Annotated in this window: 12 protein-coding genes; 1 reads left to right on the top strand and 11 read right to left on the bottom strand. The window is 33.3% G+C overall.

Annotated elements, in window-relative coordinates:
* The 6 genes from B4E95_RS03375 to B4E95_RS03350 form a co-directional block, all read right to left on the bottom strand.
* On the bottom strand, nt 1-886 hold an 886-nt coding region (locus tag B4E95_RS03375; protein WP_291089934.1), incomplete at its 3' end, for a mannose-1-phosphate guanylyltransferase.
* A 129-nt stretch (nt 887-1,015) separates the two neighbouring features.
* Entirely contained in the window at nt 1,016-2,458 is a 1,443-nt protein-coding gene (pyk, locus tag B4E95_RS03370; protein WP_114998511.1) for a pyruvate kinase, read from the bottom strand.
* 32 nt (nt 2,459-2,490) lie between these two features.
* Nucleotides 2,491-2,949, bottom strand: a complete 459-nt coding sequence (locus B4E95_RS03365) for an IPExxxVDY family protein (protein WP_114998513.1) — start codon at nt 2,947-2,949, stop codon at nt 2,491-2,493.
* A gap of 4 nt (nt 2,950-2,953) precedes the next feature.
* Nucleotides 2,954-3,706 (bottom strand): ribonuclease III, encoded by a 753-nt coding sequence (gene rnc / locus B4E95_RS03360; RefSeq protein ID WP_221854049.1) that lies wholly within the window; start codon nt 3,704-3,706, stop codon nt 2,954-2,956.
* Nucleotides 3,706-4,959, bottom strand: a complete 1,254-nt coding sequence (gene fabF / locus B4E95_RS03355) for a beta-ketoacyl-ACP synthase II (protein WP_114998517.1) — start codon at nt 4,957-4,959, stop codon at nt 3,706-3,708. The genes rnc and fabF overlap by 1 nt, the downstream gene beginning before the upstream one ends.
* 13 nt (nt 4,960-4,972) lie before the next feature.
* On the bottom strand, nt 4,973-5,209 hold the full coding sequence (locus B4E95_RS03350) for an acyl carrier protein (protein ID WP_038336002.1): 237 nt from the start codon (nt 5,207-5,209) through the stop codon (nt 4,973-4,975).
* 228 nt (nt 5,210-5,437) lie between these two features.
* Between B4E95_RS03350 and pckA the strand changes: the two genes are divergently transcribed.
* On the top strand, nt 5,438-7,009 hold the full coding sequence (gene pckA / locus B4E95_RS03345) for a phosphoenolpyruvate carboxykinase (ATP) (RefSeq protein ID WP_291089931.1): 1,572 nt from the start codon (nt 5,438-5,440) through the stop codon (nt 7,007-7,009).
* A 50-nt stretch (nt 7,010-7,059) separates the two neighbouring features.
* Here pckA and B4E95_RS03340 read toward each other — a convergent pair whose 3' ends face one another.
* The 5 genes from B4E95_RS03340 to glmS form a co-directional block, all read right to left on the bottom strand.
* A complete protein-coding gene (locus B4E95_RS03340; RefSeq protein ID WP_188319451.1) occupies nt 7,060-8,067 on the bottom strand; it encodes a class I SAM-dependent methyltransferase in 1,008 nt (335 codons plus the stop codon).
* A gap of 1 nt (nt 8,068) precedes the next feature.
* Entirely contained in the window at nt 8,069-8,776 is a 708-nt protein-coding gene (locus B4E95_RS03335; protein ID WP_291073153.1) for a tRNA1(Val) (adenine(37)-N6)-methyltransferase, read from the bottom strand.
* Nucleotides 8,769-10,217 carry a sensor histidine kinase gene (locus B4E95_RS03330; protein ID WP_291089928.1) on the bottom strand — a complete coding sequence of 483 codons (1,449 nt, stop codon included), beginning with the start codon at nt 10,215-10,217 and terminating at the stop codon, nt 8,769-8,771. The genes B4E95_RS03335 and B4E95_RS03330 overlap by 8 nt, the downstream gene beginning before the upstream one ends.
* Nucleotides 10,218-10,219: 2 nt before the next feature.
* On the bottom strand, nt 10,220-10,807 hold the full coding sequence (locus B4E95_RS03325) for a riboflavin synthase (RefSeq protein WP_291062665.1): 588 nt from the start codon (nt 10,805-10,807) through the stop codon (nt 10,220-10,222).
* A 104-nt stretch (nt 10,808-10,911) separates the two neighbouring features.
* Nucleotides 10,912-12,759 (bottom strand): glutamine--fructose-6-phosphate transaminase (isomerizing), encoded by a 1,848-nt coding sequence (gene glmS, locus B4E95_RS03320; RefSeq protein WP_291062667.1) that lies wholly within the window; start codon nt 12,757-12,759, stop codon nt 10,912-10,914.
* Nucleotides 12,760-12,798 lie beyond the last annotated feature (39 nt).

The raw sequence follows: 12,798 nt of genomic DNA, 5'->3' as shown, positions 1-12,798 counted from the left end.
TAGTATTTTGCAAACCTACAAAAGAAGTATACACATCTGTTCCAATCACCATGTTTCCATTACGATCGACATAATGGCCGTTCATCACAAAATAATCATACAAGGATTCGAAAGAACCTAAATCATTCCAAACAAATTTTGCTGGAACTACTTTTATCTTCTTGCTTCGTTCCATTACGGCATAATCGATACTATTTGATGGAATATTCATTGAAAGTTCTTCGTTCAATTCTCCGTTGATATTTTCAGACCAAGCAATTTTTGAAGCTTCGTAAATTTCTTTTTCAAATTTCTTTAGTTCTTTCAATAAAACACGTGCTTTGAAACAAAACATTCCACTGTTCCACAAAAAATTCCCTTGCTCGATAAAATCTTGCGCCGTAATATGATTGGGCTTTTCGCGGAAAGAGAGCACATTATCTCCTTTGTGCTCAATATAACCATAACCTGTTTCTGGACGAGTTGGATGCACTCCAAATGTGACGATATAGTCATTTTGTGCTAATTCGATTGCTCTATTCATCGCTTCTTGATAGGCTTCCATATCTTCAATCAAATGATCAGATGGTGTCACAATTAGAATATCATCATCCTCAACTGCTAAAGCTGCAAATGCAATTGCCGCTGCAGTATTACGTGGAACAGCCTCTACAATTTTCGTGTATTCAACATTCATTTTATCAAGTACTTCTTGACTTAAATGGTCATTATCTTTATTCCCAATCACCATTAATTTATCAGCAATTGGACGATTACGTTGAATCGTTAACTCAAATAAAGATTGCCCATTAAACAAAGGTAAATATTGTTTGGGATGACTTTTTCGTGAAAGTGGCCATAAACGACTTCCTACTCCTCCAGATAAGATCACATTATAAATACACATAAATTCTTCTAATTCGAACTTGTAAAGTTATTAAAAACTACTATATCATAGCATTCTATTATGATTTTTCTTTTAAATACAAAAAAAGCGTTCAAAAATGAACGCTTTAAAGTATTAGTATTGATTTTATTAAATCATCGAAATACGTAATGTATTGGTAATTCCTTTCTCAAATGCTGGCATTGCATTCAGATTGATGATATAATCACCATATTCTACATAACCCGCATTTTTCGCTAAGATATTGACCTCTGTAACCGTTTGATCCGTAGATGTATCGCGAGGATCGTAATTAATTGCTTTTACTCCCCATAATAGGTTCAACATACGGTTAATACGTTTACTTGGATTGAAAACCAAAATAAATGAATTTGGACGATGTGATGAAATTTGGAAAGCGGTATAACCAGAATACGTCAACGTGGCAATTGCTTTCGCTCCTGTATCTTCTGCCATTTTAGCTGCATTGTAACAAACCATATCAGTTACGAAACGTTCGTTTTTGATCTTTGGTTTGTGTTCTGGTACATGTACGTGCTCATCATCTTCGACTGTTTGAAGAATCTTCGTCATTTTCTCGATAACTTGTACAGGATATTGTCCTACAGAAGTTTCTCCAGATAACATTACTGCATCTGCTCCATCAAAAACTGCATTTGCAACGTCAGAAACTTCCGCACGAGTTGGTGTTAAACTCGAAATCATAGTTTCCATCATTTGTGTTGCAACAATAACTGGCTTACGCGCTAATTTCGCTTTGTCAATTAATTGTTTTTGCGCTTTTGGAACGATTTCAAACGGAACCTCAACACCTAAATCTCCACGAGCAACCATTAATCCATCCGAAAATTCTAAAATATCATCGATATTTTCTAATGCTTCAGGTTTTTCAATTTTAGAGATAATTGGAATTTTTACTGTTCCATGTTCTTTGATAAAATCAGATAAATCTTTTACATCTTGTCCAGAACGAACGAAAGATAGTGCAAACCAATCGACACGATTTTCGATTGCGAATTTTGCATCTTCTTTATCTTTATCTGTTAGAGCAGGTAAAGAAATATTGGTATTTGGTAAGTTAACTCCTTTTTTAGAACGTAGCGGACCTCCTTGAATCGTTTCTGCTTTTACAGTATCTGTTCCGTTTGTCTCGATTACTTTGAAGATTAATTTTCCGTCATCAATCAAAATATTTTCTCCCACTTGCACATCTTGCGCAAACTTTTTGTACGTCATAAAAACTTTTTCTTTCGTTCCTACAACATCCTCGTTTGTAAATGTTAAAATATCTCCTGGATTGATGATAAAATCTTCGTGTTCCATTTTTCCAATACGCAACTTAGGTCCTTGTAAATCCGCTAAAATTGCTGTATTGTAGCCATGATCGTTATTTAATTGATGAATTGTTTCAATCTTACGTTTCACATCCGCATAGTCTGCGTGCGAAAAGTTGATACGGAACACATCTGTTCCTTTTCTCATCATTTCTAATAAAATCTCTGGACTATCGGTTGCCGGACCTAAAGTCGCGACAATTTTTGTCTTTTTAAGATATTGTCTATCGTAAATCATAATTTTTCCCTTTTTTTATGCACAATATTTTGTTAGAAAACCAATTGATCTGCATTGCTAATCAAATCGATATCTATTTTTTTGATCGTTTTTATAAAATCTTTTTCTACAAATGGTAGTTGAAGATATTGTAGTTCATCTTCCCAACCAGAGATTTTTACAACATAATTGCAATCCTTGTAATTTGGCACAAGAATAACGCTCCCTTTGAAAAGATTTGATAAATCTACTTCATTTTTTTTAAAATCGTATTGATTTGGCGTATTTTTAATGATATGATAATCTATTTTATTTGCTTCATCTAACCATTGATAGGTTTCGAAAAAATAAGTATGCTCATCTAACCGAATATCCAAATCCTGAATACGCTGAAAACGCGTATCAAAAGTAGAGTTGAGATGGAAAATAAATTGTGTAGAAGTGTTAAAACTAGAATTTACGCCTATGAGATGAAAATCTATCCAATCATCATATAAGAGTAATTCTGCCATGTTTCTAAACTTTTTCTATTTTCTTTTGTAGCGAATAGTACGCACGTTTTGCTGCGCTTTCTTCGGCTTTCTTTTTAGAAGTTCCTCTCCCTTTCGAGATGACTTTATCATTGAGACGGATTACTGACACAAAAACCTGCAAATCTTCTGCGTTTTGCTCCTCAAATGTATTGAATCTTATCGTATTTCTCGTTTTTTGACTCCATTCCAAAATCAACGATTTGTGACTTGTAATCGTGTGCTCCAAACGATCTAAATCCGCATAAGGGTCAATAATTTTGACTTGAATAAATTTTTGTACTGCAGCTATACCTCCATCGACATAAATTGCACCAACCAAAGCTTCCAACATATCACCATTCACGTCTTCACCCAAATTGTTGTGATTGTTCATTGGATCCAAATAATCCAACAAGCCAAGTTGTTTCGAAACAGCATTCAATTGTTTACGCGAAACAATTTTAGAACGCATTTTTGTTAAATAACCTTCTTGTTGATCGGGCGCTTTGTAGTATAAGTGCATTGCTGCAGAAGCACCAAGTAATGCATCTCCTAAAAACTCTAATCTTTCAAAGTTTATACTGTTTCCATTTTCATCTTTTTTCTGTGCAGATCTGTGGGTAAATGCTTCTTTAAAAACCTCAACATTGCGAGGAGTATAACCCAAAATCGACTTCAAAAATTTCAAAAAAGGATCAGATGAATTTGAATCATCACGATGATTTTTAAAAGAAAATAATTTTTTTAAGAAAGACATTACTTATACTTCTTAAATATCACACAAGCATTGTGACCACCGAAACCAAAAGTATTACTCAATGCATAATCTACATTTTTCTCTTTTGCTTTGTTAAATGTATAATCGATTTTAGGATCAAGATTCTCATCATCCGTAAAATGATTAATTGTTGGTGGAACGATACTGTTATTGATTGCTCCAATAGCCGAAATCGCTTCAACAATCCCTGCACCACCTAATAAGTGACCAGTCATAGATTTTGTTGAATTGATTTGAATATTATAAGCGTGTTCTCCAAATAATTTTTGAATTGCTTTAGATTCTGCAATATCACCTAATGGTGTAGATGTTCCGTGCATATTGATATGATCCACGTCTTCTACGCTGATATTGGCATCTAATAAAGCCTCTCTCATCACATTTAATGCGCCTAATCCTTCGGGATGTGGAGCTGTAATATGGTGAGCATCTGCTGTCATTCCTGTTCCTACTAATTCTGCATAAATGGTAGCTCCACGCGCAATAGCATGTTCGTACTCTTCTAACACAATACATCCAGCTCCTTCTCCCATTACAAAACCGTCACGGTCTTTGTCGAATGGTCTTGAAGCAGTTTGTGGATCATCATTTCGTGTAGATAACGCATGTAATGCATTGAAACCTCCAATACTTGATGCTGTAATCGCAGCTTCTGAACCTCCTGTTACAATTGCTTCTGCTTTTCCAAGTCTTAATAACATATAAGCGTCAATAATTGCATTTGTTGAAGAGGCACATGCCGAAACAGTTGTATAATTAGGTCCCATAAGACCAAATTCCATTGAAATATGACCAGGCGTGATATCTGCAATCATCTTAGGGATAAAGAAAGGATTGAATCGTGGTGTTCCATTTCCTGTCGCGTAATTCGAAACTTCTTCTTCAAACGTTTTAATTCCACCGATACCAGATCCCCATATAACGCCGATACGCTCTTTGTTTACATTTGTATCTTCTAAGATTCCACTGTGTTTTATTGCCTCTCTAGCTGCAATAATTCCCAATTGGGCACAACGGTCAATTTTTCTTGCCTCTTTACGATCAAAATGATCTTCGATATTGAAGTTTTTGATCTCACAAGCAAATTGTGTCTTAAAAAGAGTTGCGTCAAAAAGCGTAATAGGCGCAGCGCCACTTACACCATTCACTAATCCATTCCAGTATTCTTGGTATGTATTTCCGATTGGTGTTAGCGCGCCTAAACCTGTTACTACTACTCTTTTTAATTCCATAAAATAGGAACTATTACTTGTTTAAGTCTTCGATGTATGTTACAGCTTGACCTACAGTTGAAATTTTTTCTGCTTGATCGTCTGGAATTTGGATATCAAATTCTTTTTCGAATTCCATGATTAATTCTACTGTGTCTAATGAATCAGCTCCTAAATCGTTAGTGAAACTTGCTTCTAGCGTAACTTCGCTTTCGTCAACTCCTAATTTATCTACGATAATCGCTTTCACTCTTGATGTAATGTCAGACATAATTTTCTAATTTTAATTGTTGTAAACTAGTGCAAAAATATAAAACTTATATTAAATACAAGCTTTTTTTTATATGCACGCATAAGAACTTGGAAATATATGGTGAAAAAACATGCACGAAAACGTTTAAGTGAATGACATAAGTCAAATTTTTTACGCTTCTTTTTATTGTAACTTTGTGCAAAGTTTTTACCTTTAATATTTTAAAATACTTTAAAAATCACAAAAATGAGCATAGAATTGGCATCTTACGGAATAAAAAATTCCAAAATTAACTATCAATTATATCCTGAAGAGCTTACAGAGAAAATGATAGAATTAGCACAGGGAGAAATTACATCTTCTGGAGCAGTAAATATGTTAACCGGAGAATTTACAGGACGTTCTCCTAAAGATCGTTTTATTGTTAAAGACGAAATCACTGCAGAAAACGTTTGGTGGGATGGAAACATCAATATTCCTTTCGATTCTGATAAATTTGACGCTTTATACGATAAAGTTGTTGAGCATTTAAGCAACCGCGAAATTTATGTACGTGATGCTTTTGCTTGTGCTGACGATGCATACAAAACAAAAATTAGAGCAATTACAGAAACTCCTGCTGCTAATTTATTTATTTATAACATGTTTATTCGTCCAACAGAAGAAGAATTAAAAAACTTTGGTGATGCTGAATGGACAATTATTAATGCACCAACTTTTGTTGCAGATGCAGACGAAGATGGTACAAGACAACACAATTTCTCTATCTTAAATTTTAAACGTAAAATCGTTTTAAACGGAGGAACTGGTTATACAGGGGAAATGAAAAAAGGTATTTTTTCTGCCTTGAACTTCATCATGCCCGTATTTAGAAATACTTTACCAATGCACTGTTCTGCTAACTCAGGTGAAAACGGAGATACAGCAATGTTCTTTGGATTATCTGGTACAGGAAAAACAACTTTATCGGCAGACAAAAACAGACGTTTAATTGGTGATGATGAACACGGATGGACAGAAGACAATACAGTTTTCAATTTTGAAGGTGGTTGTTACGCAAAAGTTATCAACTTATCTCCAGAAGGTGAACCAGAAATTTTTGCAGCGATCAAAGACGGAGCTTTATTAGAAAACTGTAAATTAATTCCAGGTACTAACGAGGTTGATTTTACAGATACATCTATCACAGAAAATACACGTGTTTCTTATCCAATTGATTATATCGAAAATATTGCAGTTCCATCTGTAGGAAAAAATCCTAAAAATATTTTCTTCTTATCGTTTGATGCTTACGGAGTTTTCCCTCCAATTGCAAAATTAAACCCAGATCAAGCAGCTTACTTGTTTATCTCTGGATATACATCTAAAGTTGCTGGTACAGAAGCTGGTGTTACAGAGCCTCAAACTACATTTTCTACATGTTTTGGTGCACCATTTATGCCATTACATCCAACAAAATATGCTGAAATGTTGAGCGATAAAGTTGAGAAAACTGGTGTAAATGTTTGGTTAATCAACACAGGTTGGAATGGTAAAAAAGAGCGCATGTCTTTAAAAGACACTCGCGCCGTTATCAATGCAGCATTAAATGGAGATTTGGATAACGCAGCGTTTAAAAAGGATCCATACTTCGGATTTGAAGTTCCAGTTGCAATAGATGGTGTTTCATCAGAAAAATTAAATCCTGCAACTTCATTTGCAACAGAAGAAGCGTATGAAGAAAATGCGAAAGTATTGGCAGCTAAATTCAAAGAAAACTTCAAAAAGTTCGAAGAATTTGCGAATGCTGATTTATTAGCTGGAGGACCAACAATTTAAGATTAAAATTAAATCATATAAATTCTGGATTGCAATTGTAATCCAGAATTTTATTTTGGAGCAAACTTTAATGTTATAAACGGAGATAAAATCAACCCTAATTGACTCGTTTTTAAAGCGCTGAAATTAACTAAAGAAACCACTTTTTTCTTAAAGCCTTTTTTATCAACATCGCAATAAAAACCGTTTTCTATCGTACAGCTAAAATTATATTTTTTTGCCAATTGATGGTAATCAGACAATGGTAATATACGTTCCATCCAACTACCAAAATCGGGTTCACAACAATTATATTGATCAACATCAACCTGCATCACAGCTTGGTTTTGTCGGTAATATTCCAAAAAATCAATCAAGTCCACATAACGCAAACCACGAGATTTAGTTGCTAATAATTCTAATTCCTTTTCTGTTAATTCTGGACCTATTTTCTTTAGATATTCCTTTCTCTTTGGACAGTACTCTTCAATTTCATCTTTCTCCATTAATTTTCTTAATCTTTTCGCTTTAATGAAATTTTTAGGATTAGAAGCTGTTGTAAATAACATTTTTATTGAAGAATTAAGCTGACTGAAATAATTAAACATTTCATCCAAATCATGAATATGTTCTATTGTATCTGTCGAAATCAAATAATCTACTTTGATATTTCTATCCTTGATAAATTGTAACAATTCTTGATAAGATCCTTCAATATAATAATCGGGACCAAAACCTATTTTTTGACTTATTTTCTGAATTGTTGAAACAGAACTCGGATTAAAATCGCAATAAATCACTTTAAATCCTTTTTGTTTTAAATACAGACTTAAAAAACCATGACCACCACCAAAGTCAACAATGTATTCACCTTTAATAGGTGCAAAATTGATCAGTTTTTGCAAAGAATAATCAAACATTTGAAAGTAATAAAATAACGTAGGTTGCATATTTTCGATATAATCTATATTATATTCATTAATTCCTAAATCCTTAAAATTAATCTGATTTATTAATTTTACTACTGATTTTATTTCTTCTGAACAAAAAGTATTTTGATATTGTTGATAAGCATTCATATTACATTTTCAAATAAAATTCTTTTGTTAAATTAATGTAATCTTCGGTATATTGATGACGTTCGACTTCGATGATTAACTCATTTTCAAGGCATTTCTTGTCATGAAAACTAAATTCTAATAAAACACGTTTGGTTGCAGTAGTTGCATTTCCTTTTACATAGACTGTTTTTGATCGTTTTAAGTTGTTTTGCGAAGCAATTTTACAAAAAGCACCCATTTGATCGTATGGAATTATAAAACTCGCTAATCCGTCTTTGTGTAGTAATTCAGCAGTTTTTTTGATTAATTCTTCAAATGTTAAGGTTTCTTGCTGCCGTGCTTGTTTACGCGCGTCAAAATCAACCGTATCATTCACCACAAAAAAAGGTGGATTACTGACAATCAAATCATATTTTTTATTGGTTGAATAATCTTGAAGCGATGAATTAAAAATGGTTAATCGATCTGAAAAAGGTGCATTCTCGTAATTTTCTTTTGCTTGTAAAAAAGCATCGTTATCAATTTCTATTGCATCAATCATAGAATGAGGAAAACGTTGCGCTAACATCAACGAAAGTAATCCAGTTCCTGTACCAATATCTAAAATAGTATTTCCACTTTTTAAAGTAGCCCATGCACCAAGTAAAACACCATCTGTGCCTACTTTCATTGCGGTTTTGTCTTGAAAAATTTCGAATTGTTTGAATCGAAAAGGTTTTCTATTCATTGCAAGGAATCAAAATGTAGAATGTTGTACCAACAGAAATTTCAGTTTCAAAACGAATTGTTCCATCATAATCGTCAATAATTTTTTTCACCATTGGCAAACCAATTCCCATTCCACTATTCTTTGTTGTAAACTTTGGAATAAAAATAGAATCTTGTGATTCGACAGGAATTCCATTCCCGTTATCTTGAATGGTTATATGCAAAAAACCATCCACTAAAAACACATCTACTTTAACTTTCGCAATACGAGATTTCGGAATAGATTGAAACGCATTCTTTGTAATATTGGTGATAATTCGATTCAAATATTGTTTATCAAAAGTCATCATGATGATGTTGGGAGAATAATTAAATTCGATAAACTCCAATGGAAAAACATATAGCGCATTTTTTATGACGTCTACCACATCAATTTTTGCATCTTTACGAGAAGGCATTTTAGCAAAATCTGAAAAAGCTTCAGCAATCGCAGAGATGGTATCAATTTGTTGCAATAAAATATTAGTTGTTCGCATCGTCTTTTCTTCAAGATTTGGATCATTTACATCAAATTTTCGCATATAATTCTGTAGCATTAATCGCATTGGTGTTAATGGATTCTTGACTTCATGCGCAACTTGTTTCGCAAAATCTCGCCATGCTTCTTCACGTTCTTGCTTAGCTAATAAATCTGATTGTTCCCGCAATCGGTACAACATATCATTATAAGAATCTACCAGAACTTTTATTTCATCGTTACCATCATAGCGAATAGGCATATTGTTCGCAATAACTTCTGTTTCACGAATACGATCTGCAAACGACCAAAGTTTATTCAATGTACGTTTAGTAACAAAATAGACCGCAAATGTTCCGAATAAAAGAATAACACCAAAAGCTAATCCATAACTCCCAATTAAGGTAAACATGTCTTGTTGTAAAAAATCTTGGTTAGATTGATAAGGTAGACAGAGAATAGCAATGTTTTCATTGTAATAATTTTTGATATGACTATAAGACGAATAAAGATTGTTATCATCAGCGGTATCTTTATTCGTTACAATAAAATCATTTGACTTTTGTAGTTTGTCTAATATTTTTTGAGGCAAAACATTATAAGTCGTTGAAACCGGCTGAGTGGTTAAAATTTTATTACCACGTAAATCATAAATTACAATATCGGTTTTATTGATATCACCGATGCGAAGAAAACCATCTTCTAAAATCTCGTGAATATTATCTTTGGTTGCAATTCCAGGATAATTATCCATTTCATAATCTATCGCAGACTCTACCGCTCTAACTTTTCGTTTGAGAATATCTTCGTGATATTGTTTAGTTTGTTCATTGAAATGATTGGCAGTAATCAGCAAGATAGCACCTGCTGTAAATAACAAAATCGTTACCATATAAATGATAATACGAACGGGTAGCGATAGGTTATTTTTTTTTCTAATCATTTTTATTGTTGGAATAATCTTTTGACGTATTTTCCTAAGATATCAAATTCTAAATTCATTGTATCGCCCACTTTCACTTGATTAAGGTTTGTAAACTCCCAAGTGTAGGGAATAATTGCAACCGAAAACTGTCCAACTTTACTGTCTACAACTGTTAAACTAATTCCGTTAAGACAAATCGAACCTTTTTCTACTGTAACATTTCCAGACGATACTTCATCATATTCTACAGTAACAAAAAAGCTACCATTTTGGTTTTCTATCGAAACAACTTTTCCGGTTTGATCTACATGTCCTTGCACAATGTGACCATCGATACGCCCATTGTATTGCAAACATCGTTCTAAATTAATTAAATCTCCGTTTTTTAATGTGTTAAAATTTGTTTTTCGCAAAGTTTCCTCTATAGCAGTAACTTTATAAAGCCCATCTTTGAAATCAACAACTGTTAAACAAACTCCATTATGTGCAACACTTTGATCAATTTTTAATTCATCACAAAAATCAGCCTCAATCCATAAATGTAAATTAGATTGATCTTTTTCCGCTTTAATAAGCTTTCCTACTCCCTCTACTATTCCTGTAAACATGATGTTATTTTTTGTGAAATTAATAATTAAATTAAACTTATAAAATGAAAAAGGGATGATTTTAAAACATCATCCCTTAATTATATAAACGCTGTAATAATTTTTTACTCTACAGTAACAGATTTTGCCAAATTACGAGGCTGATCTACATTCTTACCTAATTTAACGGCAATCCAGTACGATAATAATTGTAATGGAATAGCTGTTAGGATTGGAGAGAATTCTTCTGCTGTTTCTGGAATTACTACGTAATCATCTGCCATAGCAGTTACTTGCTCATCACCATCATTCACAATTGCAATTACTTTGGCGCTACGTGATTTAATTTCTTGAATATTAGAAACTACTTTTTCGTAATAACCTTTTTTCGTTGCAATAACAATAACTGGCATATTTTCGTCCAATAAGGCAATTGGTCCGTGCTTCATTTCTGCTGCTGGATAACCTTCTGCATGGATATATGAAATTTCTTTCAATTTTAATGCTCCTTCTAAAGCCGATGGATAGTTGTATCCACGTCCTAAATAAATTGCATTTCTGTTGTCTTTGTATTTTTCTGCGATTTGATCAACAACACCTTCACAGTTGTCTAAAATTTGTTGAACTAAATCTGGAATACGCTCTAATTCACGTGTTAACAATGTAAATTTCTCTGTTGATAATTCACCGTTTTGTTTTCCTAATTTTAAGGCAATCAACGCTAAAATTGTTAACTGAGCCGTAAATGCTTTTGTTGATGCAACACCAATTTCTGGTCCTGCATGCGTATAAGCACCAGCATCTGTAATACGAGCAATAGAAGAACCCACAACATTGTTGATTCCAAAAATGAATGCTCCTTTTTCTTTTGCTAATTTAAGCGCCGCCAATGTATCAGCCGTTTCTCCTGATTGAGAAATTGCAATAACCACATCGTGTTTATTGATGATTGGATTACGGTAACGGAATTCTGATGCATATTCAACTTCTACAGGAATACGAGCGAAATCTTCAATCATGTATTCTGCAACCAAACCTGCGTGATAAGAAGTTCCACAAGCAACAATGATGATACGTTTTGCATTCAAGAATTTTTCTTGATAATCCCAAATACCAGCCATTTTAATAACACCTTCGTCTACTAATAAACGTCCACGCATTGTATCACGAATAGAGCGTGGTTGTTCGTTGATTTCTTTTAACATGAAATGCTCGTAACCACCTTTTTCAATCGCTTCAATATTTAATTGTAACTCTTGAACATCTAAAGAAACTGCTTCATTGTTATGGATTGTACGTACATCAACTTCTTTATCTAAAGTAATTGTGGCCATGTCACCATCTTCCAAATAAACCGCATCTTTTGTAAACTCGATAAACGGAGAAGCATCAGAAGCAACGAAAAATTCGTTATCTCCAATACCAATTGCTAATGGAGAACCTAAACGACCTACAACAATTGTATTTGCTTCTTCTTTGTCTAAAACTGCAATCGCATACGCTCCAATCACTTCATTCAAAGCTAAACGAACTGCGTCAGTTAAGTTTAAATTTTGTTCTTCTTGAAATAATTGAATAAAGTTTACTAAAACTTCTGTATCTGTATCACTATGAAAAACGTACCCTTTGTCTTTTAATAATTGTTTGATTGATTCATAATTTTCGATAATTCCGTTATGAACCAATACCAAACGTCCATTATTAGACATATGTGGATGAGAGTTTACATCATTTGGAACACCATGTGTTGCCCAACGTGTATGCCCAATTCCTAAATGAGGTGTTTTATCTAAATTTGCTGATTTATCTTCTAAATCTGAAACTTTTCCTTTTGTTTTTACCAATTCAAAATCGGTACCAGTAGAAAGAACTAAACCTGCACTATCATATCCACGATATTCTAGTCTTTTTAGTCCATTAATAATAATTGGGTACGCTTCGCGATGTCCAATATATCCTACAATTCCACACATAATATTTTATAGTATTTTAGTTAAATTCGTTAAATATAA

The organism is Empedobacter sp. UBA7494 (assembly GCF_002478465.1).
In the GTDB taxonomy this organism is placed as follows: Bacteria; Bacteroidota; Bacteroidia; order Flavobacteriales; family Weeksellaceae; genus Empedobacter; species Empedobacter falsenii_B.
The sequence above is the reverse complement of the archived record's forward strand: the minus strand, read 5'-3'. Positions and strand labels throughout refer to the sequence as shown.